The following is a 22,482-nucleotide window of genomic DNA, read 5'->3' on the forward strand; positions in this document are numbered from 1 at the left end:
GGAGTTGCGGGAATGCTTCCGCAACCGCTGACGGACTGCATGGACGGGGTGGGGGAGGTTTTCAGGACAAACCTCAAGGTGCTAGGCACCGCCCGCCCCCTCAAATTTTTACGCACGGTGATTTTTTTGGAAATAAAACGCGATGGAAACGAGAAATTTTTATGGCAAGACCACCCAAACCGCCAGCCTACCTTGATGAGTTAGCCGCGCAGCAGTGGAAAGCGAAGGCAAAGCAACTGGCCGAACGCGGGGATCTGACTCCCGCCGACTGGAACAACCTTGAGCTTTTTTGCGTCAACTATTCGATGTACCGCAAAGCAGTTGAAGACCTTGCCAGCCGTGGATTCAGCATTGTGAACAGCCAGGGTGGCGAGAGCCGGAACCCGGCGCTGAGCGCAAAGGCCGACGCTGAAAAAATCATGATCAAAATGTCGTCGCTGCTGGGCTTTGATCCGGTAAGCCGCCGCCGGAATCCGGTAGAAACGGAAGAGGAAGACGAGCTTGACCGTCTGGAATGAGTACGCAAACGCGATAAAAACGGGCGAAATTCCGGCCTGTAAGCGCGTAAAACAGGCTGTGGAAAGGTACTTTTCAGACCTGAATGACCCCCGTTATGAGTTCGATACGGCGACCGTAGAGCGGTTTATCGCCTTCTCCCGGCTCTGTCCACACGTCAAAGGCCCGCTGCGTGGCCAGCCAATCGAGCTGGAGCCGTGGCAACAGTTCGCTTTTGCTAACCTGCTGGGCTTTAAAGTCAGGGAGTCAGGCCGCCGGAAGTACAGCAGCGCGTTTATTGAGGTGCCGCGCAAGAACGCCAAATCCACCGTGGCCGCCATGCTGGCTAACTGGTTTCTGGTGATGGAGAAGGGCCAGCAGGATATCTACACGGCGGCGGTAAGCCGGGATCAGGCCCGAATCGTTTTCGACGATGCCCGCCAGATGTGTCTGCTGTCAAAACCGCTGAAAAAGCGCGTCAATATTCAGGCGCACAAGGTCATTTTTCCGAAGAGCAACAGCCTGTTAAAGCCGCTGGCGGCGAAGGCGGCCACCATTGAGGGAACTAACCCCAGCCTGGCGATTGTCGATGAGTACCATCTTCACCCGGATAACGGCGTTTATTCCGCCCTTGAGCTGGGGATGGGCGCACGTCCGGAGGCGATTCTGTTCGCCATCACCACCGCCGGGAGTAACGTTGTCTCTGCCTGTAAGCAGCATTACGACTACTGCTGCCAGATTCTGGCCGGGGAAGAGAGCAACGATTCGCTATTTGTCCTGATCTACGAGCTGGACGACGAAAGCGAGGTCGAACAGCCGGAAATGTGGATCAAGGCTAACCCTAATCTGCATGTGTCCGTTGACGCGGCGAAGCTGGAATCCACCATCCAGAAAGCGCGTGGTATCCCGTCGCAGTGGGTGGAAATGCTGACCAAACGTTTCAATATCTGGTGTCAGGGCTCCACGCCGTGGATGGGGGCCGGTGCATGGGATGCCTGTGCGCTCGACTATACCGAAGACGATCTGGCCGGAAGGGAGTGCTACGCCGGGTTTGACCTGTCCTCTACCAGCGATATCACCAGCGTGAGCTACGCTTTCCCGTTTGAACGCGAGATCAGGCTTCTTACCCGGCACTATCTGCCCGAAGCGCAGCTACTTAACGTTGCTAACAAAAACCGCGCCATCTATCGCCAGTGGGTAAAAGCGGGCTGGATACGAACCACCCCCGGCGACTGTATCGACTATGACCGCATCCGTGACGATATCCTGCGCGACGCTGAAACATTCAATATCCGGCTGGTGGGCTTTGATACGTGGAACGCCACACACTTGCGCACTCAGTTGCAGGGGGCTGGCCTCGATGTGGAGCCGTTCCCGCAAACCTATCTGAAATTCAGCCCGGTAGCGAAATCCTTTGAGGTTTTTGTTAACCGCAAGGTGGTGCGTCATCGTGGCGATCCGGTTCTGGCCTGGGCGATTGGTAACGTGGTGATGGAGTCCGACGCCAATGCCAATATCAAGCCCAACAAAAAGAAATCCTCTAACAAGATAGACCCTGCGGTATCTGCGCTTATGGCATTCGGCACCTTCCAGGCTGAGCATGAGGATTTTGCTTTCGATATGAGTGATAGCCATAAACAGCGGCTCGCTAAATTTGACGGTATCTGAGGTTTTCCATGAAACAGTATGAGATAGCGGAAAAGCTGGCCAGCACCATGCAGCAGGAAGGATGTGAACTGGATGCGTGCGACAGGCTGATAATCCGCAAAACGATATCCGGGGCGCTCACCGCGCAGCGCCATCGGGTAAACCGGGCTATGTCGGCCAGTCAGACTTACCGCTGGAGGAAGCCGGATAAGCCGCGTCGCTAAAAGATACGCGCAAATTCGCCCTCTATCGCGCCCTCTGCACCTTCCCTGTCACGCACTACTGAGACGGTACCCGGCAAGCCGTAACGAGTTACCGTTGCGGTTGTCTCGCCACCTAGGGTAATGCTCCTTGATTCCCTGCTTCTGTGCTTTTCCAGCAGGCCATCTTTCACCATCGCTTCAAGCGTTCGCCTGGTGGATTCGAGCCAGTGCCGATTGTCGTTGATGCCCGTTCCATACAGCAGGTACGCCACGCCGGACACATCAAGCGGAGGTGCCCCGATCTCACCCGTCACCCATTCACGGTTATCCAGTTCAAAGTAGCTGAGTATCTCTTTTTTACGGCTGGTCAGTCTCATGGTGGGAGATTCCTTAATGTAGGATAGTGCTATCATACATTAAGAGATTCCTCGTTTGTCTTTTAATGCTGGTATACTCGCCGCCTTTCTTACGTGCTCATGCTTTCGCATAATTTCGGCTTTGTGCGATAATCCGTATATCAATCGGTGTATCACTTTTTACTGAAATGCATAGTGTGAGTGTTAATTTAACTGATTAAAATCAGTGAGATATATAAATTATGAAGCATATTGTTGAAGTGATGATCCCGGAAGCCGAGATCAAAGCGCGTATCGCCGAACTGGGTCGTCAAATCACCGAACATTACAAGGACAGCGGCAGCGAAATGGTGCTGGTCGGTCTGTTGCGCGGCTCTTTCATGTTCATGGCAGACCTGTGCCGTGAGGTGCATGTGCCCCATGAGGTCGATTTTATGACCGCCTCCAGCTACGGCAGCGGCATGTCCACCACCCGTGATGTGAAAATCCTGAAAGATCTGGATGAAGATATTCGTGGCAAAGATGTATTGATCGTTGAGGACATCATCGACTCCGGCAACACGCTGTCAAAAGTGCGCGAGATCCTGAGCCTGCGTGAGCCAAAATCGCTGGCGATTTGCACCCTTCTGGATAAGCCTGACCGCCGTGAAGTGCAGGTGCCGGTGGAGTTCGTCGGTTTCTCTATCCCGGACGAGTTCGTCGTCGGTTACGGTATTGACTACGCACAGCGTTATCGTCATCTGCCGTATGTTGGGAAAGTGGTATTGCTGGACGAGTAATTGCGGTTTGTTGCCCGGTGGCGCTGCGCTTACCGGGCCTACGAATGGGCACATGTAGGCCGGGTAAGGCGCAGCCGCCACCCGGCTTTGTTTATTTATGGTTTACGTGCTTAAGCTGAAGGTTGGCAATTCCTGAACGGTAACGCTGCTCCAGCGTTTCGCGGTTGGTGGCGGTCACTTCCAGGTTGCGCAGCAGACCATCGTGAATACCGTACGCCCAGCCGTGGATCGAGACCTTCTGCCCGCGCTTCCACGCCGATTGCATGATCGTTGAGTGGCCCAGGTTATACACCTGCTCCATCACGTTGAGTTCGCACAGGGTATCCATGCGGCGCTCCTGCGGCATTTCGCCCAGCAGTGAGCTATGTTTGAACCAGATATCGCGGATGTGGAGCAGCCAGTTATCAATGAGCCCCAGCTCCGTATTTTCAACCGCCGCCTGCACGCCGCCGCAGCCGTAGTGGCCGCAGATGATGATGTGCTCGACTTGCAGAACGTCAACGGCATACTGAACAACAGAAAGACAGTTGAGATCGGTGTGAATCACCAGGTTGGCAACGTTGCGGTGAACAAACAGTTCGCCGGGCTCGAGGCCGGTCAGGCGCTCCGCCGGTACGCGGCTGTCGGAGCATCCAATCCAGAGAAAGCGTGGGTTTTGCGCCTGCGCGAGTTTTCCAAAAAATCCGGGGTCTTCCTCCACCAGCATTTTTGACCATAGTGCATTGTTGCTGATGAGTGTATCTATGTTGTTCATGGAGGTTAGCGACCTGTAACCGAGTAATTGCGTTGCGCTACTATAGGGTAACCCGACTTTTAATGAAACCACACAACGTGTGTCAGAACTGAAGGTAAGTTAATTTCATGGCAATTGCACTGGAGCTTGAGCAGCTTAAAAAAACCTATCCGGGCGGCGTTCAGGCGCTGCGCGGAATAGATCTTAAAGTAGAGGCCGGTGATTTTTACGCGCTTCTGGGGCCGAACGGGGCGGGGAAATCGACTACCATCGGCATCATTAGCTCGCTGGTGAACAAAACCTCCGGCCGCGTCAGCGTGTTCGGATACGACCTGCAAAAAGATGTGGTCAACGCCAAGCGCCAGCTGGGTTTGGTACCGCAGGAATTCAACTTCAACCCGTTTGAGACGGTGCAGCAGATCGTCGTTAACCAGGCGGGTTATTACGGCGTTGAGCGAAAAGAGGCCCTGGAGCGGAGCGAAAAATACCTCAAGCAGCTCGATCTGTGGGAAAAGCGTAACGAACGCGCCCGGATGTTATCCGGCGGGATGAAGCGCCGCCTGATGATTGCCCGTGCGCTGATGCACGAGCCAAAGCTGCTGATCCTCGATGAGCCGACGGCGGGCGTAGACATTGAGCTGCGCCGCTCCATGTGGGGCTTCCTGAAAGACCTCAATGACAAAGGCACCACCATCATTCTGACTACCCACTACCTGGAAGAGGCGGAAATGCTGTGCCGCAACATCGGCATCATTCAGCACGGCGAGCTGGTGGAAAACACCTCGATGAAGAACCTGCTCTCCAAGCTGAAATCAGAAACCTTTATTCTCGATCTGGCGGCAAAGAGCCCGCTACCGAAGCTTGAAGGGTACCAGTATCGTCTGGTGGATACCTCGACGCTGGAAGTGGAAGTGCTGCGCGAGCAGGGGATTAACAGCGTGTTCTCCCAGCTGAGCGCGCAGGGTATTCAGGTTTTAAGTATGCGTAACAAAGCGAACCGACTGGAAGAGCTGTTTGTCTCTCTGGTGCAGGATAAACAAGGAGACAAGGCATGACGCATCTTTACTGGGTCGCGCTGAAAAGTATCTGGGCGAAAGAGATTAACCGTTTTATGCGCATCTGGGTGCAAACCCTGGTGCCGCCAGTCATCACGATGACGCTCTATTTCATCATCTTCGGTAACCTGATTGGTTCCCGGATTGGTGAGATGCACGGCTTTACCTATATGCAGTTTATCGTGCCTGGCCTGATCATGATGGCGGTGATCACCAACGCCTATGCCAACGTGGCGTCGTCCTTTTTCAGCGCCAAGTTCCAGCGCAATATCGAGGAACTGCTGGTGGCACCGGTGCCAACGCATGTGATCATTGCCGGTTACGTCGGTGGCGGCGTGGCGCGCGGTCTGTGTGTTGGGATCCTGGTGACGGCCATCTCGCTGTTCTTCGTGCCGTTCCAGGTGCACTCCTGGCTTTTCGTGGCCCTGACCCTGCTCCTGACGGCGATCCTCTTCTCGCTGGCCGGTCTGCTGAACGCCGTGTTTGCCAAAACGTTTGACGACATCAGCCTGATCCCGACCTTCGTGCTGACGCCGCTGACCTATCTCGGCGGGGTGTTCTACTCCCTGACGCTGCTGCCGCCGTTCTGGCAGGCGCTGTCGCACCTGAACCCGATCGTCTACATGATCAGCGGTTTCCGCTTTGGCTTCCTCGGCATCACCGATGTGCCGCTGTTTACCACGGTGGCGGTGCTGGTGGTGTTCATCATCGTCTTCTACCTGCTGTGCTGGTATCTGATCCAGCGCGGACGCGGTCTGCGCAGCTAGCCCTCAGCCCGGCGACATTCTGTCTGCCGGGCACTTTCTTTGACAGTTATCACCGAAAGCTAACCTTCACTCCGCTAAACTACTTGCCTGCTAAGGAGAGAGTTATGCTGGGATGGGTTATCACCTGCCACGATGAACGGGCGCAGGACATGCTGCTGAAGCTGGAAGCCAGGTTTGGTCTGCTGCCACAGTGTCGCGCGGTTAACTACTGGCGCGGCTTGAGTACCAACATGCTTGGCCGGATGATGTGCGATGCCCTTCATGAAACCGACACCGGAGATGGCGTGATTTTTCTTACCGATAAATCCGGCGCGGCGCCGTACCGTGCTGCGGCCCTGATGAGCCATAAGCACGACTGCTGCGAGGTGATCTCCGGTATTAGCTTTCCACTGCTTGAAATGATGTATCCCCATCGCGAGACCTTAACCAGCGCAGCGTTCCGTAACGCTATCGTTTCGCTGGGTACCCCGGGCGTCAGCAGCTTGTGGCATCAACAGCAAAAAAATCCTCCCTTTGTCCTGCTGCATGACCTGTATAAGAATTAAACATTGGTATTGATGTCGCTTTTGCTACAATGGCGTAAGTATTTCCGCTTCGAATAAGACCCTCATGTTCACGCGTATTGTTTTCCTGCTATTGATGTTCGTGTCCGGCACTGTTTCTGCCAGTTTATTAAGTCAGCAAAGACTGCCTGCTCAATATATGCAAACTACCGAAGATGCGGCGATTTGGGCGCAGATCGGCAACAGCGTCATTAACGTTGGCAACGTGCGGGCAGGGCAGATCCTCGCGGTGGTGCCTGCGGCGGCGGACTACTATGAATTTCGCTTCGGATTTGGCACGGGCTTTATCGACAAGGGGCATCTGGAGCCGGTTCAGGGCAAACAGCGCGTTGAGGATGGCCTGGGGGATTTGAATAAACCGCTGAGCAATCAAAACCTGATAACGTGGAAAGACACGCCCGTTTATAACGCCCCGAACAACGGCAGCGCACCCTTCGGCACCTTAAGCGCCAATCTTCGCTATCCGATCCTGAACAAACTTAAAGACCGTTTAAACCAGACCTGGTTTCAGATCCGCATCGGTAATCGTCTGGCGTGGATCAGCAGCCTGGATGCGCAGGAAGATAACGGCCTTCCTGTTCTGACCTACCATCATATTTTGCGTGATGAAGAAAACACGCGCTTTCGACATACGTCCACGACGACCAGCGTACGTGCGTTCAATAACCAGATGGCATGGCTTCGCGATCAGGGCTATACCACCCTGACGATGTACCAGCTGGAAGGGTACGTGCGTAACAAAATGAACCTGCCTGCGAAATCGGTGGTGATAACCTTTGACGATGGCCTGAAATCTGTCAGCCGCTATGCTTATCCTGTGCTGAAAGAGTACGGCTTCAAGGCTACCGCGTTTATTATCTCTTCCCGCATAAAAGGCCATCCGCAGAAGTGGGATCCTAAATCCCTGCAGTTTATGAGCGTGCAGGAGATTAAGGGGATTCAGGATGTGTTCGATATTCAGTCTCATACCCACTTCCTGCACCGCGTGGATGCCAATAAGCATCCGATTTTACTGAGCCGCAGCTATCACGTGATTTTGTTTGATTTTGAACGCTCGCGTCGCGCGCTGGCGCAGTTTAACCCGCGCGTGCTGTATGTCTCTTACCCCTTCGGCGGCTACGACAATAAAGCGATAAAGGCGGCGAATGATGCCGGTTTCCATCTGGCGGTGACGACGGTGAAAGGAAAGGTGAAGCCGGGGGATAATCCGTTCTTACTGAAACGCCTGTACATCTTAAGAACGGATTCGCTGGAGACGATGTCGCGGCTGATCAGCAATCAGCCGCAGGGGTAGTGCTTATGCAACCTGAACCGGAATCGCCTTTGCGGTGCGCTTCATTTCATTCTCGCCTTCGAAGTAGGCGACTTTAGGCTGCCAGCGGCGGGCTTCTTCGTCAGACATCATCACGAAGCTGGCGATGATCACGATATCACCCACGTCCGCGCAGTGCGCGGCTGCGCCGTTAACGGAGATGATTTTAGAACCTCGCTCGGCGGCAATCGCGTAGGTGGAGAAGCGTTTACCGTTGTTCACGTTCCAGATATCAATCGCTTCGTTTTCGAGGATACCTGCTGCATCAAGGAAATCCTGATCAATGGCGCAGGAGCCTTCATAGTGCAGGTCGGCCTGCGTGACTTTCACACGGTGAAGCTTACCTTGCAGCATTTTGCGAATCATTACGTTTACCTATCATTATCAGGGGTGAAGGGAACTACGCCAGCTCAACCACTTTATTGTCGATCAGACGCGCCTGACCTAGCCAGGCCGCCACCAGGATGACTGCGCGCTTGCTGTTCTGGGTTAATTCCAGCAGCGTATCAGCATCACGAATTTGTACGTCGTCAGCACGAAGGCCTTTATCGTTAAGCGCCTGCTCGGCAAGGGCGATAATCTCTTCTGCTGTTAACTCTTTTGCCAGCATCTGCTCTGCCATGGTGTTCATGACCTTGCTCAGGCCCGGCGCGATTTTACGCTGTTCGGCAGTCAGGTAGCCATTTCGCGAGCTGAGTGCCAGACCGTCTTTGGCGCGTACAATCGGTACGCCGACAATCTCGATATCGTAACCCATATCCGCAACCATCTTGCGGATCAGCGCCAGCTGCTGGAAATCTTTCTCGCCAAAGCAGGCTACGTCCGGCTGTACCAGGTTGAACAGCTTGCTGACGATGGTGGAAACGCCGCGGAAATGGCCCGGGCGGCTCGCGCCTTCGAGCATGGTGGAAATGCCCGGGACGTCAACGTAGGTTGCCTCTTCGGTACCCTGCGGGTAAACATCCGCCGGTGCAGGTGAGAAAACGATATCCGCGTGGCGTTTTTTGAGCTTCTCGCAATCTTCCTGCAGGGTACGCGGGTAGCGTGCCAGATCGTCTGCGCGGTCAAACTGCATGGGGTTCACGAAGATACTGACCACCACGATATCTGCTCGTGCACGGGCTTCGTCGACGAGCTTCATGTGGCCGTCATGCAGATTGCCCATGGTCGGGACCAGTGCGATACGTTTACCTTCCTGACGCGCGCGGCGGATATGCTGGCGAAGCAGCGGCAGGGTTTCAATGATTAGCACAACGAGACTCCTTAATGGAAACTGTGTTCTTCACCCGGGTAAACACCGGATTCAACGTCGGCAATATACTGCCTGACCGCAGCGCGCATGTCGCCCGCTTCGGCGAGGAAATTTTTGGCAAATTTCGGGATGTGTCCGCCGGTGATACCGAAGGCGTCGTGCATCACCAGAATCTGACCGTCGGTGACGTTGCCTGCACCAATACCAATCACCGGAATGGACAGCGCGTCGGTGATGCGTTTCGCCAGCTCAACCGGCACGCACTCCAGCACCAGCAGCTGGGCACCTGCGGCTTCCAGCGCCAGGGCATCATCCAGCAGCGTCTGGGCGGCATCGCCACGGCCCTGCACCTTATAGCCGCCAAAGATATTGACGGACTGCGGCGTCAGGCCTAAATGCCCGCACACCGGCACGGCGCGCTCGGTGAGCCTCTTCACCGTATCCACAAGCCAGGCGCCGCCTTCAATTTTGACCATATTGGCACCGGCACGCATCACTGCCGCCGCGTTTTCGAATGCCTTTTCCGGCGTGGCATAGGCCATAAACGGCAGATCGGAAAGCAGCAGGCAGGCTGGGGCGCCACGGCGCACGGCGCGGGTATGGTAAGCGATATCCTCAACCGTTACCGGCAGGGTGGAATCATGTCCTTGTACCGTCATCCCTAACGAGTCCCCGACCAGCATGACGTTGATCCCCTCTTCGGCAAACAGTTTGGCGAAGCTGTAGTCATACGCGGTGATGGTGGCGAAGCGTTTTTTTTCCTGTTTGCATTTCTGCAGTAAGGAGATGGTGGTTGGTTTCATACTGTTTCCTGATAGCCCAAAAGCGAATCTTTGCGCATTCTAACAGTAACATTCGAGGGAACAATGATTTTAGGTAATCGATTAACCATAAATATTTTATGGTTAATCGCTAAAAAAACAGCCTTACCAGCGGGCGGGTTTCTCCGCACCGAGACTGTTGAGAACGGCCTCTAGCGAGAGCCCGTCAGGGAAGGTAAGGGAAGGGGCAACTTCATACAGCGGCCAGAGCATAAACCCGCGATTTTTCATGTCGTAATGCGGTACGGTGAGGCGTTCAGTGTTAATCACCTCATGGCCGAACAGCATAATATCGAGATCAAGCGTGCGCGGCCCCCAGCGTTCAGCTTTGCGTACGCGGCCCTGCTGAAGCTCAATACGCTGGGTATTGTCCAGCAGCGCTTCGGGACCCAGCTCAGTCTCAAGAACCACGGCGGCGTTGAGGTAGTCTGGCTGATCCTGCGGCCCCAGCGGCGGGGTGCGATAGAACGAGGAGACCGCCACGATGCGGCTTTGCGGGATCTCACCCAGCGCCTCTACGGCAGCATTCACCTGCTCCAGCGGTGAGGCTAAATTGCTGCCGATGGCGATATACGCGAGGGTCATGCTGTCCCTTCACGACGCGGCGCGCGTTTGCGCGGGCGACGATGACGGCGACGCGGTTCCGGCTCTTCATCCAGCCCGGTCAGCATATCTTTCTGCTCTGGCGGGGCGGAGACCTGGAATTCAGCCCACCACTGCGCCAGACGCTGCAGCTCCTGGTTGCGTTCAATTTCAGCGCGCAGCGACAGGAGATCGAAGGCGGCACGGAACTTAGGATGCTCCATCAGCTTCCAGGCGCGTTTGCCCTGACGACGGGACATGCGCAGCTGAAGCTGCCAGATGTCGCGCACCAGAGTGGTAATACGTTTCGGAATGGCGAGCGTGCGGCAGCCTTCGTCCAGCACGTCGTTGGCGGCCAGCGCGAACGCATCGTAATAGGCGAGCCCGCTCTCCTGGGTAATGCGCTGGGCCGTTTCCAGCAGCGGATACCAGAACATCGCGGCAAACAGGAACGCCGGGTTCACGCGCATGTCGTTGCGAATTCGGGTATCGGTATTCTTCAGCACCTGCGCAATCATGCGCTCCATTGGGCTGTCACCGTTTTCGGTGAAGTAGCGGGTAATGGTCGGGAACAGCGGCTGGAACAGGTTGTATTCGCGCAGAAGATTATAGGTTTCAAAACCGTGGCCGGCCTGCAGCAGCTTCAGCGCCTCTTCGAACAGGCGAGCAGGCGGCACGTCGTTAATCAGCGTCGCCAGACGCGGGATCGGCTCGGCCGTTTCCGGGCTGATGCGCATATTGAGCTTGGCGGCAAAACGCACGGCGCGCAGCATACGTACGGGATCTTCACGGTAGCGCGTTTCCGGCGTGCCGATCAGGCGGATCAGACCTTCTTTCAGGTCCTGCATGCCGCCGACGTAATCGCGCACGGTGAAATCCGCCACGCTGTAATAGAGGCTGTTGATGGTGAAGTCGCGACGCTGGGCATCTTCTTCGATAGAGCCGAAGATGTTGTCGCGCAGCAGCATACCGTTCTGGCCGCGCTGCGACGTGGTGCGATCGGATGCGCCCGCTTCGTGGTGGCCGCGGAAGGTCGCCACTTCGATAATTTCCGGCCCAAACATCACGTGAGCCAGACGGAAGCGGCGGCCAACGAGACGACAGTTGCGGAATAATTTGCGCACCTGCTCAGGCGTGGCGCTGGTCGTCACGTCGAAATCTTTCGGTTTTTTGCCCAGCAGTAAATCACGCACCCCACCGCCGACGAGATAGGCCTCGTAGCCCGCTTTATTCAGACGATAGAGTACCTTGAGGGCATTTTCACTGATATCTTTGCGGGAAATAGAGTGCTGCTCACGCGGAATAACCGACACATGTGGCTGTGCAATAGCATCATTCGCCATGCTCTCTTCGCGGCTTAGCACTTTACGGCAAAAATTAGCGACTCGGGTAAAAATGGTACACCTCGTAGTGTGTTTTGTTATGAAAAAAGCGGCTAATCATAGCTCAGCGCAACGCATTTGAGAATGCTGGATTTTTGGCACAGCCCTGAGCGTCCAGTTGGCGATGGCCATTTTCAGCAGTTCGTCAATACGCAGATCCTGCCATTCGTTGGTTACATTCTGGTTGAGAAAACGCAGCGCGTCGATCAAAACAGGACGCGGATCGCCGTCTGGCAGGGCCGGGGCGTGGTTCTGCTTTGATAATTTTAAGCCCTGCGTATTAACCGCCAGCGGCAGATGAATGTAGTCCGGTGCTGTCCAGCCAAACTGGTGATACAGCGAGATTTGCCGTACGGTCGGCTCGACCAGATCCGCCCCGCGCACAATTTCCGTCACGCCCTGGAAATGATCGTCCACCACCACGGCCAGGTTGTAGGCGAACAGGCCATCGCGACGGTGAATAATAAAATCCTCACGCGCCAGACGTTCATCGGCATGAATCTCACCGGAGAGTAAATCGTTAAAGCGCGTCACCGGCGAGCGCTGCAGTATTCGCACGGCGGCATTTTCAGGACCGTTGTTCAACGTGCGGCAGTGGCCGTCATAGACGCCGCCTGCGCTCTGGATACGCGCGCGGGTGCAGGTGCAGTTATAGGAAAGCCCCTGAGCGCGAAGCCAGGCCAGACGTTCCCGATACGCCTCGTGACGTGTTGACTGCCAGAGAACCTCGTCATCCCAGTGAAGACCGTAATGTTCCAGCTGACGCAGAATCGTCTCTGCTGCACCGGGAACTTCACGCGGAGGGTCAATATCTTCAATGCGGACGAGCCATTTTCCCTGACGAGCGCGAGCCTGCAGGTAGCTGCCGAGCGCGGCAATTAATGAGCCGAAGTGTAATTCACCGGAAGGAGATGGCGCGAAGCGCCCAATATAGTGTGATTCAGACATATCAACAGTAACAAGGCGGGAGAGACTCCCGCCTTTGGAGTGTGTAAACAGCGCTGGTGTTAACCGGCCATCTGTTTTTCGCGGATTTCGGCCAGCGTTTTGCAGTCGATGCACAGATCGGCGGTTGGACGCGCTTCCAGGCGACGAATGCCAATTTCAACACCGCAGGATTCGCAGTAGCCAAAATCTTCGTCTTCGACTTTTTTCAGCGTTTTCTCGATCTTTTTGATCAGTTTGCGTTCGCGGTCACGGTTACGCAGTTCGAGGCTGAACTCTTCTTCCTGAGCGGCACGGTCTACCGGATCCGGGAAGTTAGCAGCTTCATCCTGCATATGAGTAACGGTGCGATCGACTTCATCCCTGAGTTGATTACGCCATGCTTCAAGAATACGCTTGAAGTGCGACAGCTGGGCTTCGTTCATATACTCTTCGCCCGGTTTCTCTTGATACGGCTCCACCCCAGCGATGGCGAGAATACTCAGGGACGATGTTTTACGGTTTTGCCCTTCTTGCATGTTGCTTCTCCTTAACACGCACTATCGATCCCCGTGTTGGGGGAAAAATCAGGTCGCTATAAATAGCAGATGCTTTTCCGTATGGCAATTATCTAAACGTAACACTTGACAAGCCTGTGAGGAAAAGCGTATTTGCGCACGCGGCCAGAACACTTAATAGTCAATCGTCTAATCCCTTATAAGACAATGGGAAGAGAGGATCTCAGAGTCATATTATCGGCAGAAAGTTCCGCTTTATAAGCGAAAACCTCTACCCCCTGCTTTTGTGCCTCATTCAACAATTGCGCGTATTTAGGATCAATATGGCGGGCAGGGGAGAAACGTTCAATGGCTGAATGCAATACCGCAAACAGCAATACGGCGCGTTTGCCCGCCGCCGCAACACTCATTAGCTCTCGCAGATGCTTCTGGCCACGTAGCGTTACCGCATCCGGGAAGTAGCCATTTTCCTGTTCCGCTAACGTCACTGATTTTACTTCAATATAGCACTCCGGCCTGTCTTCCGCCTGTAACATGAAGTCAATTCTGCTGCCTTCATCGCCATATTTCACTTCGCTTTTATGCGTGCCATAACCAACCAGTTCGGGAATAACGCCATGGGTCAGCGCTTCCTTAACTAACTGATTGGCGCGCAGGGTATTAACGCAAATAAATGCCCCGTTTTGGGTTTCGGTCATTTCCCAGGTATGAGCATATTTGCGTTTAGTATTTTCTGATGTGGAATACCAGACCCTGTCACCCGGCGTCGCACAGCCCGTCATGGCACCGGTATTGGGGCAGTGCAGGGTGAGCTGTTCGCCTTCTGGCGTGATCACATCGGCGAGGAAGCGTTTGTAGCGTTGGACAAGCGTAGCGTGCTGCAGGGGAGGACTAAACTTCATCAGAATTCCTTTCGGTGTCGCCCAGCGTCCAGCGCTGTAGCGGCGTATAGCGGGTGCGTCCCTGAATAAAGACGGATTCATAAAGCGCGAATGTGTTGACCTGAAAGGCCCAGTGAAAACCCGGCGGCGGGATGGCAACGGCCTGACCGGCATCGCGCAGCAGGGTGATGTGCGGATGAAACGGCTGTGGGCTTTGATAACAGCCGCTGCGCGCCGCCTGCGCGCGCAGCATGTTCGCCAGCTGTAATAATCCGCGCGGAGGCTGTCGCGTACCCAGCCAGACCACGCGCGAACGCAGCCACTGGCCAGCGTCGTCGAGGTGCAGCGTAAATTCCGGCTGGGCAATACGCCCTGCCATGGCGGCTAGCGCCCGCTGTTTTTCGGCACTGACGTCGCCCAAAAAGGCCAGCGTCAGGTGCAGGTTGGCCGCCGCGACAGGGCGTCCGGCCTCCGGCGGGAAGTGGTCAGCGCGCCAGCGAACAATTTGACGCTGTAAGGGGGTGGGCAATTCAATGGCAAAAAACAGCCGTTTCGACTCAGGCATACGGAGGACTCGGTAATGATATGCGCCGATGCTACAATGTACGCCGACGAATGTTAACCCTCTGGAGCTGTTAGTGTCCTCATTGCCGGTCGCCGTTGTTCTTCCTGACCTTCTCGCTGCCTTACGCCATTCCCCGCAGGTTTTGCTGAATGCCCCGACGGGGGCGGGTAAGTCCACCTGGCTGCCGCTGCAGATTCTGAAAGAGGGGAACATCAGCGGGAAAATTATCCTGCTGGAGCCGCGCAGGCTGGCCGCGCGCAACGTAGCGCAGCGCCTCGCGGAACTGCTGAATGAAAAACCGGGCGAAACGGTAGGGTACAGGATGCGCGCCGAGACCTGTGTGGGTCCGACAACGCGCCTTGAGGTGGTCACCGAGGGCATTCTCACCCGCATGCTGCAAAACGATCCGGAGCTGACCGGCGTCGGGCTGGTGATCCTGGATGAATTTCACGAGCGCAGCCTGCAGGCGGATCTGGCCCTCGCGCTGTTGCTGGACGTTCAGCAGGGACTGCGTGACGATCTCCGGCTGCTGATAATGTCGGCCACGCTGGACAATGCGCGGCTACGGCAGGCTTTACCCGATGCGCCTGTCATCAGCTCTGAAGGGCGGGCGTTTCCAGTTGAACGCCGCTATCAACCGCTTCCCTCCCATCAGCGTTTTGACGAAGCGGTCGCCATTGCCACCGCAGAACTGCTGCGTCAGGAACCCGGCTCGCTGCTGCTGTTTTTGCCGGGCGTCGGGGAGATCCAGCGCGTGCAGGAGCAGCTTTCCTCTCGCGTAGGTGGTGATGTACTGCTCTGCCCGCTCTACGGCGCGCTGTCGCTGCAGGAGCAGCGTAAAGCTATCCTTCCTGCCCCGGGCGGGCAGCGCAAGGTGGTACTGGCAACCAATATTGCTGAAACCAGTTTGACCATCGAAGGTATTCGCCTGGTGGTCGATAGCGCACAGGAGAGGGTGGCAAGCTTTGACCCGCGCACCGGGCTGACTAAACTCCTGACGCAGCGCATCAGCCAGGCATCAATGGTGCAGCGCGCGGGCCGCGCGGGGCGACTTGAGCCGGGTATCTGCCTGCATTTGACCAGCGCAGAGCAGGCGGAACGCGCGGCGCAGCAAAGCACACCGGAAATTTTACAAAGCGATTTGTCTGGCCTGGTGATGGATCTGCTGCAGTGGGGCTGCCCGGAGCCTGGACAGCTTACCTGGCTTGATTCCCCGCCAGCCGTGAACCTCACCGCTGCGCGCAACCTGTTGACCCAGCTTGGTGCGCTGGAAGGCGAACGTCTGACGGTACGCGGCCAGAAAATGGCGGCACTGGGCAACGATCCGCGTCTGGCCGCGATGCTGGTGGCCGCGCAGGGGGAAGATGAGATTGCCACGGCAGCCAAACTGGCGGCTATCCTTGAGGAGCCGCCGCGCGGAGGCAGTAGCGATCTGGGGCAGGCGTTTTCGCGCAATCAGGGGAACTGGCAGCAGCGGGCCCAGCAGCTCTGTAAGCGGCTTAACAGCCGCGGCGGCGTGCCAGACAGTGAGAGCATCTCCCGGCTGTTAGCGCAGGCGTTTCCGGACCGGATTGCGCGTCGGCGCGGGCTGGACGGTCGCTACCAGCTGGCAAACGGTATGGGGGCGATGCTGGACAGCGATGATGCCCTGACGCGTCATGAGTGGCTGATTGCGCCGCTCCTGCTGCAGGGGAGCAACTCCCCGGATGCGCGTATCCTGCAGGCGATTGCCGTCGATATTGACGCCCTGACCCGTACCTGTCCGCATCTGCTCCAGCAATCGGACATCGTCGAGTGGGATGACGCCCAGGGCACGCTGAAGGCGTTTCGTCGTAGCCAGATTGGCAAACTGACACTCGGAACGAAGCCGCTGGCGAAGCCGTCGGAAGACGAGCTCCATCAGGCTATGCTGAACGGCATTCGGGAAAAAGGGCTCAGCGTGCTGAACTGGACGCCGGAGGCTGAGCAGTACCGCATTCGCCTGCACTGCGCCGCTCGCTGGTTGCCGGAGTACGCCTGGCCAGCGGTGGATGACGAAACGTTACTCGCGTCGCTGGAGACCTGGCTACTGCCGCAGATGAGCGGCGTACACTCCCTGCGGGCGCTGAAAGCGCTTGATGTTAAGGTCGCGTTACAGAATTTACTGGACTGGTCATTGCGTCAACGTCTGGATAGTGAACTGCCAGGGCATTACACTGTGCCGACCGGAAGCCGGATTGCCATCCGTTATCATGAGGATAATCCGCCGGCGCTGGCGGTTCGAATGCAGGAGATGTTTGGCGAGGCAACCACGCCGTCTATCGCTGAAGGGCGCGTGCCGTTGGTGCTTGAACTGCTGTCGCCCGCGCATCGACCCTTGCAGATCACTCGCGATCTGGGGGCGTTCTGGGCGGGGAGCTACCGTGACGTGCAGAAAGAGATGAAAGGGCGGTACCCCAAACACGTCTGGCCGGACGATCCGGCGAATACGGCGCCGACGAAGCGGACGAAGAAGTATTCCTGATAGGGATGTGCGGCTTGATGCCCTCACCCCGGCCCTCTCCCACAGGGAGAGGGAGAACTAATTTTGAGAGATTTCTTCTTTCACAGACCGGTGGAAGAAAAGAGAATCGGGCCTTTGCGCCTGAAAGTTGCGGAGAAAAAGCATGGCGGGGAATGACCGCGAGCCAATAGGACGTAAGGGAAGACCAACGCGTCCGGCGAAAGAAAAGGTAAGCCGTCGTCGCCTCAGAGATGAGGACTATGACGATGACTATGAAGACGATGATGAGGATGAAGAACCGATGCCGCGTAAAGGGAAAGGCAAAGGGCGCAAGCCTCGGGGCAAACGCGGCTGGTTCTGGCTGCTGCTGAAGCTCTTTATTGTTTTTGTTGTGCTGATGGCAATTTACGGCGTCTATCTGGATCAGAAGATCCGCAGCCGTATCGACGGTAAAGTCTGGCAGTTACCTGCGGCCGTGTATGGCCGCATGGTGAACCTTGAGCCAGATATGTCCATCACGAAAAACGAAATGGTAAAACTGCTGGAAGCCACCCAGTATCGTCAGGTGTCAAAAATGACGCGCCCTGGCGAATTTACCGTGCAGGCCAACAGCATTGAAATGATCCGCCGTCCGTTTGATTTCCCGGACAGCAAAGAGGGTCAGGTGCGCGCGCGTCTGACCTTTGACGGCGATCGTCTGGATACCATCGAGAACATGGATAACAACCGTCAGTTCGGTTTCTTCCGTCTCGATCCCCGCCTGATCACTATGCTCTCGTCGGCGAACGGCGAACAGCGTCTGTTCGTGGCGCGTAACGGCTTCCCGGATCTGCTGGTTGATACCCTGCTGGCAACCGAAGACCGCCACTTCTACGAGCATGACGGCATCAGCCTCTACTCGATTGGCCGTGCGGTCCTGGCGAACCTGACCGCGGGCCGTACCGTGCAGGGGGCAAGTACGCTGACCCAGCAGCTGGTGAAGAACCTGTTCCTCTCCAGCGAGCGCTCTTACTGGCGTAAAGCGAACGAAGCGTATATGGCCGTGCTGATGGATGCGCGCTACAGCAAGGATCGTATCCTTGAGCTGTATATGAACGAGGTGTACCTCGGTCAGAGCGGCGATAACGAAATCCGCGGCTTCCCGCTGGCGAGCCTGTACTACTTTGGTCGTCCGGTCGAAGAGCTGAGCCTGGATCAGCAGGCGCTGCTGGTGGGCATGGTGAAAGGGGCGTCCATCTATAACCCGTGGCGTAACCCGAAACTGGCCCTTGAGCGTCGTAACCTGGTGCTGCGTCTGCTGCAACAGCAGCAGGTGATTGACCAGGAGCTGTACGACATGCTGAGCGCACGTCCGCTTGGCGTGCAGCCGCGCGGCGGGGTGATCTCGCCTCAGCCTGCGTTTATGCAGCTGGTGCGTCAGGAGCTGCAGAGCAAGCTTGGCGATAAGGTGAAAGATCTCTCCGGCGTGAAGATCTTTACGACCTTTGACTCCGTGGCGCAGGATGCGGCAGAAAAAGCGGCGGTGGAAGGCATTCCGGCGCTGAAGAAACAGCGTAAGCTCTCCGATCTTGAAACCGCGATGGTGGTGGTTGACCGTAACTCCGGCGAAGTTCGTGCGATGGTGGGCGGTGCCGAGCCGCAGTTTGCTGGCTATAACCGTGCCATGCAGGCGCGTCGCTCGATCGGCTCTCTGGCAAAACCGGCGACCTATCTCACTGCCCTGAGTCAGCCAAACCAGTATCGTCTGAATACCTGGATTGCGGATGCGCCGATCTCCCTGCGCCAGCCTAACGGCCAGGTGTGGTCACCGCAGAACGACGACAAGCAGTTTAGCGGTCAGGTGATGCTGGTGGATGCGTTGACGCGCTCCATGAACGTGCCGACGGTGAACCTGGGCATGTCGCTGGGTCTGCCAGCGATTGTCGATACCTGGCAGAAGCTGGGCGTGGCGAAAGATCAGCTGCACCCGGTACCGGCGATGATCCTGGGGGCGCTCAACCTGACGCCGATCGAAGTGGCGCAGGCGTTCCAGACGATCGCCAGCGGCGGTAACCGCGCGCCGCTGTCAGCCCTGCGTTCGGTGATTGCCGAAGATGGCTCCGTGCTGTATCAGAGCTTCCCGCAGGCGGAACGTGCCGTTCCTGCGCAGGCAGCCTATATGACGCTGTGGACGATGCAGCAGGTGGTGCAGCGCGGTACCGGCCGTCAGCTGGGAGCGAAGTATCCGGGCCTGCATCTGGCGGGTAAAACCGGGACCACCAACAACAACGTTGATACCTGGTTTGCCGGTATTGATGGTCGTGAAGTGGTGATCACCTGGGTAGGCCGCGACAACAACCAGCCGACGAAACTGTACGGCGCGAGCGGGGCGATGTCGATTTACCAGCGCTATCTGGCGAATCAGTCCCCGGTGCCGCTGAACCTGGTTGCGCCGGAAGATATCGTCGATATGGGCGTGGACAGCTCCGGTAACTTCGTCTGCGGCGGCGGAATGCGTACTCTGCCGGTCTGGACAACCAACCCGGATTCCCTGTGCCAGCAAAGCCAGCCAGAACAGCCAACGGGTAACCCGTTTGAGCAGTCTTCTCAGCCACAGCAGCCGCAGCAGCAACAGCCGCAGCAGCAGAACGAGAAGAAAGACAGCGATGGTGTCGCAGGCTGGATTAAAGATATGTTCGGCGGTAACTAACCGCGTGAGGTCCCCCCGCAAGGGGGGATTTTTTTTACCCATTCCCCCCCTTTTTTTAACCCTCTTTTTAATATTGATTAACCCTTCATTCTCTCCTGGTTATTTCTTAAACCCTTAATTCTCGTAGGGCCGCTTACTGCTTGCTATGCAGTCAGCGTTTCGCCTATTATGCTGCGGTCATAATAATAATTCTCGTTTACGTTATCATTCACTTTTCCATCAGAGATACACCATGGCGCTTTCCAATACTGCTCAGCCAATCAATACGTCGCTGCGTAAAATCGCGGTCGTCGTCGCCACAGCGGTTGCCGGCATGTCGGCTTATACACATGCTGCCGAAACCCCGAAAAAAGAAGAAACCATTACGGTAACCGCAGCACCTGCGGCACAGGAAAGTGCCTGGGGACCGGCACCCACGATTGCGGCTAAACGCACCGCCACCGCGACCAAGACCGATACCCCGATTGAGAAAACCCCGCAGTCTATTTCTGTCGTCACCCGTGAAGAGATGGACATGAAGCAGCCGGGCACGGTTAAACAGGCGCTGGCCTATACGCCGAGCGTGTTCGCAACACGCGGGGCGTCTACAACGTATGACGTTGTTTCTATTCGTGGGTTCACCACCTCCAGTACCGTGAATACTAACCAGTATCTGGACGGGATGAAGCTGCAGGGAGATAACTATTCTGAAGCGTCCATGGATCCGTATTTCCTTGAGCGCGTCGAGCTGCTGCGTGGCCCAACGTCCGTTCTTTACGGTAAAAGCCACCCGGGCGGCGTGGTCAGCATGGTCAGCAAGCGCCCAACCACCGAGCCACTGAAAGAAATTCAGTTCAAAATGGGTACCGATAACCTGTGGCAGACCGGGTTTGATTTCAGCGATGCGATTGATGATGACGGCGTGTGGTCATACCGTCTGACCGGTCTGGGGCGCAGCGAAAATGCGCAGCAGGAGATGGTGAAATCTTCCCGCTACGCCATTGCACCTGCTTTCAGCTGGCGTCCTGACGATAAAACCGATTTTACTTTCCTGAGCAACTTCCAGAGCGATCCGGATGCAGGCTATTACGGCTGGCTGCCGCGGGAAGGTACCGTTGTGCCTTACTACGATGCCAACGGCAAAGCACACAAGCTGCCGACCGATTTCAACGAAGGTGAAGAAGATAACAAGATCTCCCGTCGTCAGAAAATGGTGGGTTACAGCTTCTCGCATCAGTTTGATGACACCTTTACCGTGCGTCAAAACCTGCGTTACACCAAAATCAATACGCTTTACCGTTCCGTCTACGGTAACGGCTATATTGCACCGGCTCAGATCAGCCGCGCGTATGTGCGCTCCGATGAGGACCTCAACTCGTTTACCGTTGATACTCAGCTTCAGTCCAAATTTGCGACGGGTGCAGTGGATCATACCCTGTTGACGGGCGTTGATTACCTCCGCATGCGTAATGATATTGATGCTGACTACGGCACGGCCGATCCCATCAGTATGACGAAGCCTGCGTACGGCAATCCAAATGTCGACGTTTACTACCTTTACAAAGTACTCAACCGTCAGGAACAAACCGGCCTTTATGCGCAGGATCAGGCTGAATGGGATAAGTGGGTACTCACAATGGGTGGCCGCTATGACTTTGCGAAAACCTCAGCACTGACGCGTACAACCGGTACTACCGCGGAAATCAACGATCAGGCATTCACGTGGCGCGGCGGGATTAACTACCTGTTCGACAACGGCATCACGCCTTATTTCAGCTATAGCGAATCGTTCGAACCGATTTCGGGTACCACTCAGGGCGGCAAACCGTTCGATCCTGCACGCGGCAAGCAGTATGAAGCGGGCGTGAAGTACGTACCGAAAGATCTGCCTGTTGTGGTCACGGCTGCTGTTTATCAGTTAACCAAAAACAACAACCTGACGGCCGATCCGGCGAATCCAACCAGCGGCTTTAGCGTGCAGGGCGGTGAAATTCGCTCTCGCGGTTTCGAACTGGAAGCGAAAGCTGCCGTCTCTGCCAACGTGAACGTGACGGCTTCCTATAGCTTTACTGATGCCAAATACACGCACGATACCTGGTATGAAGGCCGTCGTCCGGCGGAAGTGCCGCGCAATATGGCGTCTCTGTGGGCAGATTATACCTTCCATGAGACGGCGTTGAGCGGTCTGACGGTAGGGGCTGGCACCCGTTACATTGGTAACACCGTGTCCTATTACTCTGCCTCGTCGCCAAAAGCCTACCAGTCGTTCAACGTCGCGGGCTATGCCCTGGCGGATGCCACCGTGAAATACGATCTGGCACGCTTTGGACTTCCCGGCTCTTCTGTCGGCGTCAACGTGAACAACATCTTCGATCGCGAATACGTCTCCAGCTGCTACAGCGAATATGCATGCTACTGGGGAGCAGGACGTCAGGTTGTTGCTACCGCGACCTTCCGCTTCTAATCTCTCTTCGGGCACGGTTCGCCGTGCCCTTTT

At 56.1% G+C, this 22,482-nt stretch carries 22 protein-coding genes; 11 read left to right on the forward strand and 11 right to left on the reverse strand.

The features are described 5' to 3' along the window. Positions 1-161 precede the first annotated feature (161 nt). Genes ACOTXT_RS01175 through ACOTXT_RS01185 form a run of 3 tightly spaced genes read left to right on the forward strand, consistent with a single transcriptional unit; the run spans position 162 to position 2,366 of the window. Positions 162-518, forward strand: coding sequence for a phage terminase small subunit P27 family (locus tag ACOTXT_RS01175; protein WP_000113647.1), 357 nt, complete (start codon positions 162-164; stop codon positions 516-518). Continuing rightward, positions 502-2,163: a terminase large subunit gene (locus ACOTXT_RS01180; RefSeq protein WP_214574026.1), complete on the forward strand. Its 1,662-nt coding sequence runs from the start codon at positions 502-504 to the stop codon at positions 2,161-2,163. Before ACOTXT_RS01175 ends, ACOTXT_RS01180 begins: the two co-directional genes overlap by 17 nt. Before the next feature lie 8 nt (positions 2,164-2,171). Then, positions 2,172-2,366: a hypothetical protein gene (locus tag ACOTXT_RS01185; RefSeq protein ID WP_159172222.1), complete on the forward strand. Its 195-nt coding sequence runs from the start codon at positions 2,172-2,174 to the stop codon at positions 2,364-2,366. Here the strand turns inward: ACOTXT_RS01185 and ACOTXT_RS01190 are convergent. Then, positions 2,363-2,722: a hypothetical protein gene (locus ACOTXT_RS01190; protein WP_159172221.1), complete on the reverse strand. Its 360-nt coding sequence runs from the start codon at positions 2,720-2,722 to the stop codon at positions 2,363-2,365. The genes ACOTXT_RS01185 and ACOTXT_RS01190 overlap by 4 nt on opposite strands. 221 nt (positions 2,723-2,943) lie before the next feature. Between ACOTXT_RS01190 and hpt the strand changes: the two genes are divergently transcribed. Continuing rightward, the gene (gene hpt / locus ACOTXT_RS01195; protein ID WP_023293251.1) at positions 2,944-3,480 is read left to right on the forward strand and encodes a hypoxanthine phosphoribosyltransferase; all 537 of its coding nucleotides are present in this window, start codon (positions 2,944-2,946) and stop codon (positions 3,478-3,480) included. 91 nt (positions 3,481-3,571) lie between these two features. Here the strand turns inward: hpt and can are convergent, their stop codons facing one another. Beyond that, the gene (can, locus tag ACOTXT_RS01200) at positions 3,572-4,234 is read right to left on the reverse strand and encodes a carbonate dehydratase (RefSeq protein WP_008501947.1); all 663 of its coding nucleotides are present in this window, start codon (positions 4,232-4,234) and stop codon (positions 3,572-3,574) included. A gap of 107 nt (positions 4,235-4,341) precedes the next feature. On the opposite strand from can, the gene ACOTXT_RS01205 reads away from it, so the two are divergent. The 4 genes from ACOTXT_RS01205 to ACOTXT_RS01220 all read left to right on the forward strand — a co-directional run bounded on the left by ACOTXT_RS01205 (position 4,342) and on the right by ACOTXT_RS01220 (position 7,892). After that, positions 4,342-5,268 carry an ABC transporter ATP-binding protein gene (locus tag ACOTXT_RS01205; protein WP_008501946.1) on the forward strand — a complete coding sequence of 309 codons (927 nt, stop codon included), beginning with the start codon at positions 4,342-4,344 and terminating at the stop codon, positions 5,266-5,268. Then, positions 5,265-6,035 (forward strand): ABC transporter permease, encoded by a 771-nt coding sequence (locus ACOTXT_RS01210; protein ID WP_008501945.1) that lies wholly within the window; start codon positions 5,265-5,267, stop codon positions 6,033-6,035. Before ACOTXT_RS01205 ends, ACOTXT_RS01210 begins: the two co-directional genes overlap by 4 nt. A 104-nt stretch (positions 6,036-6,139) precedes the next feature. Then, positions 6,140-6,580, forward strand: coding sequence for a PTS sugar transporter subunit IIA (locus tag ACOTXT_RS01215; protein WP_055321614.1), 441 nt, complete (start codon positions 6,140-6,142; stop codon positions 6,578-6,580). A gap of 64 nt (positions 6,581-6,644) precedes the next feature. Next, positions 6,645-7,892 (forward strand): polysaccharide deacetylase family protein, encoded by a 1,248-nt coding sequence (locus ACOTXT_RS01220; RefSeq protein WP_008501943.1) that lies wholly within the window; start codon positions 6,645-6,647, stop codon positions 7,890-7,892. Between the two features lie 3 nt (positions 7,893-7,895). On the opposite strand, the gene panD is transcribed toward ACOTXT_RS01220, so the two are convergent. The 9 genes from panD to thpR form a co-directional block, all read right to left on the reverse strand. Then, positions 7,896-8,276 carry an aspartate 1-decarboxylase gene (panD, locus tag ACOTXT_RS01225; RefSeq protein WP_006173750.1) on the reverse strand — a complete coding sequence of 127 codons (381 nt, stop codon included), beginning with the start codon at positions 8,274-8,276 and terminating at the stop codon, positions 7,896-7,898. 34 nt (positions 8,277-8,310) lie between these two features. After that, the gene (panC, locus tag ACOTXT_RS01230; protein ID WP_008501942.1) at positions 8,311-9,162 is read right to left on the reverse strand and encodes a pantoate--beta-alanine ligase; all 852 of its coding nucleotides are present in this window, start codon (positions 9,160-9,162) and stop codon (positions 8,311-8,313) included. An 11-nt stretch (positions 9,163-9,173) separates the two neighbouring features. Then, positions 9,174-9,965, reverse strand: a complete 792-nt coding sequence (gene panB, locus ACOTXT_RS01235; protein ID WP_055321613.1) for a 3-methyl-2-oxobutanoate hydroxymethyltransferase — start codon at positions 9,963-9,965, stop codon at positions 9,174-9,176. A 123-nt stretch (positions 9,966-10,088) separates the two neighbouring features. Beyond that, positions 10,089-10,568, reverse strand: a complete 480-nt coding sequence (gene folK / locus ACOTXT_RS01240) for a 2-amino-4-hydroxy-6-hydroxymethyldihydropteridine diphosphokinase (protein WP_008501940.1) — start codon at positions 10,566-10,568, stop codon at positions 10,089-10,091. After that, on the reverse strand, positions 10,565-11,962 hold the full coding sequence (gene pcnB / locus ACOTXT_RS01245) for a polynucleotide adenylyltransferase PcnB (protein WP_074168453.1): 1,398 nt from the start codon (positions 11,960-11,962) through the stop codon (positions 10,565-10,567). Before pcnB ends, folK begins: the two co-directional genes overlap by 4 nt. 42 nt (positions 11,963-12,004) lie before the next feature. Continuing rightward, on the reverse strand, positions 12,005-12,895 hold the full coding sequence (gene gluQRS / locus ACOTXT_RS01250; RefSeq protein WP_055321611.1) for a tRNA glutamyl-Q(34) synthetase GluQRS: 891 nt from the start codon (positions 12,893-12,895) through the stop codon (positions 12,005-12,007). A gap of 59 nt (positions 12,896-12,954) precedes the next feature. Next, on the reverse strand, positions 12,955-13,410 hold the full coding sequence (gene dksA / locus ACOTXT_RS01255; RefSeq protein WP_001155232.1) for an RNA polymerase-binding protein DksA: 456 nt from the start codon (positions 13,408-13,410) through the stop codon (positions 12,955-12,957). A 176-nt stretch (positions 13,411-13,586) separates the two neighbouring features. Beyond that, positions 13,587-14,291 (reverse strand): DNA/RNA nuclease SfsA, encoded by a 705-nt coding sequence (sfsA, locus tag ACOTXT_RS01260; RefSeq protein WP_021240498.1) that lies wholly within the window; start codon positions 14,289-14,291, stop codon positions 13,587-13,589. Then, positions 14,281-14,835 (reverse strand): RNA 2',3'-cyclic phosphodiesterase, encoded by a 555-nt coding sequence (gene thpR, locus ACOTXT_RS01265; RefSeq protein WP_023293244.1) that lies wholly within the window; start codon positions 14,833-14,835, stop codon positions 14,281-14,283. Before thpR ends, sfsA begins: the two co-directional genes overlap by 11 nt. A 73-nt stretch (positions 14,836-14,908) precedes the next feature. Here thpR and hrpB point away from each other — a divergent pair, with 73 nt between their 5' ends. The 3 genes from hrpB (at position 14,909) to fhuA (ending at position 22,449) form a co-directional block, all read left to right on the forward strand. Then, on the forward strand, positions 14,909-17,338 hold the full coding sequence (gene hrpB / locus ACOTXT_RS01270) for an ATP-dependent helicase HrpB (protein WP_333164791.1): 2,430 nt from the start codon (positions 14,909-14,911) through the stop codon (positions 17,336-17,338). A gap of 142 nt (positions 17,339-17,480) precedes the next feature. Continuing rightward, positions 17,481-20,006: a bifunctional glycosyl transferase/transpeptidase gene (gene mrcB, locus ACOTXT_RS01275; protein WP_008501930.1), complete on the forward strand. Its 2,526-nt coding sequence runs from the start codon at positions 17,481-17,483 to the stop codon at positions 20,004-20,006. Between the two features lie 232 nt (positions 20,007-20,238). Next, positions 20,239-22,449, forward strand: a complete 2,211-nt coding sequence (gene fhuA, locus ACOTXT_RS01280) for a ferrichrome porin FhuA (protein WP_021240495.1) — start codon at positions 20,239-20,241, stop codon at positions 22,447-22,449. The last annotated feature ends 33 nt before the right edge of the window (positions 22,450-22,482 follow it).

It is taken from the genome of Enterobacter cloacae complex sp. IR5422, assembly GCF_049238165.1.
Taxonomy (GTDB): domain Bacteria; phylum Pseudomonadota; class Gammaproteobacteria; order Enterobacterales; family Enterobacteriaceae; genus Enterobacter; species Enterobacter roggenkampii.

Excerpts from the sequence above, each read along its gene's own strand:
- ACOTXT_RS01205 (WP_008501946.1), top strand. The coding sequence starts at position 4,342 with ATGGCAATTGCACTGGAGCTTGAGCAGCTTAAAAAAACCTATCCGGGC.
- fhuA (WP_021240495.1), top strand. The coding sequence starts at position 20,239 with ATGGCGCTTTCCAATACTGCTCAGCCAATCAATACGTCGCTGCGTAAA.
- ACOTXT_RS01175 (WP_000113647.1), top strand. The coding sequence starts at position 162 with ATGGCAAGACCACCCAAACCGCCAGCCTACCTTGATGAGTTAGCCGCG.
- folK (WP_008501940.1), bottom strand. The coding sequence starts at position 10,568 with ATGACCCTCGCGTATATCGCCATCGGCAGCAATTTAGCCTCACCGCTG.
- sfsA (WP_021240498.1), bottom strand. The coding sequence starts at position 14,291 with ATGAAGTTTAGTCCTCCCCTGCAGCACGCTACGCTTGTCCAACGCTAC.
- ACOTXT_RS01215 (WP_055321614.1), top strand. The coding sequence starts at position 6,140 with ATGCTGGGATGGGTTATCACCTGCCACGATGAACGGGCGCAGGACATG.
- hpt (WP_023293251.1), top strand. The coding sequence starts at position 2,944 with ATGAAGCATATTGTTGAAGTGATGATCCCGGAAGCCGAGATCAAAGCG.
- can (WP_008501947.1), bottom strand. The coding sequence starts at position 4,234 with ATGAACAACATAGATACACTCATCAGCAACAATGCACTATGGTCAAAA.
- ACOTXT_RS01185 (WP_159172222.1), top strand. The coding sequence starts at position 2,172 with ATGAAACAGTATGAGATAGCGGAAAAGCTGGCCAGCACCATGCAGCAG.
- thpR (WP_023293244.1), bottom strand. The coding sequence starts at position 14,835 with ATGCCTGAGTCGAAACGGCTGTTTTTTGCCATTGAATTGCCCACCCCC.
- ACOTXT_RS01210 (WP_008501945.1), top strand. The coding sequence starts at position 5,265 with ATGACGCATCTTTACTGGGTCGCGCTGAAAAGTATCTGGGCGAAAGAG.
- panD (WP_006173750.1), bottom strand. The coding sequence starts at position 8,276 with ATGATTCGCAAAATGCTGCAAGGTAAGCTTCACCGTGTGAAAGTCACG.
- dksA (WP_001155232.1), bottom strand. The coding sequence starts at position 13,410 with ATGCAAGAAGGGCAAAACCGTAAAACATCGTCCCTGAGTATTCTCGCC.
- ACOTXT_RS01190 (WP_159172221.1), bottom strand. The coding sequence starts at position 2,722 with ATGAGACTGACCAGCCGTAAAAAAGAGATACTCAGCTACTTTGAACTG.
- mrcB (WP_008501930.1), top strand. The coding sequence starts at position 17,481 with ATGGCGGGGAATGACCGCGAGCCAATAGGACGTAAGGGAAGACCAACG.
- panB (WP_055321613.1), bottom strand. The coding sequence starts at position 9,965 with ATGAAACCAACCACCATCTCCTTACTGCAGAAATGCAAACAGGAAAAA.
- ACOTXT_RS01220 (WP_008501943.1), top strand. The coding sequence starts at position 6,645 with ATGTTCACGCGTATTGTTTTCCTGCTATTGATGTTCGTGTCCGGCACT.
- gluQRS (WP_055321611.1), bottom strand. The coding sequence starts at position 12,895 with ATGTCTGAATCACACTATATTGGGCGCTTCGCGCCATCTCCTTCCGGT.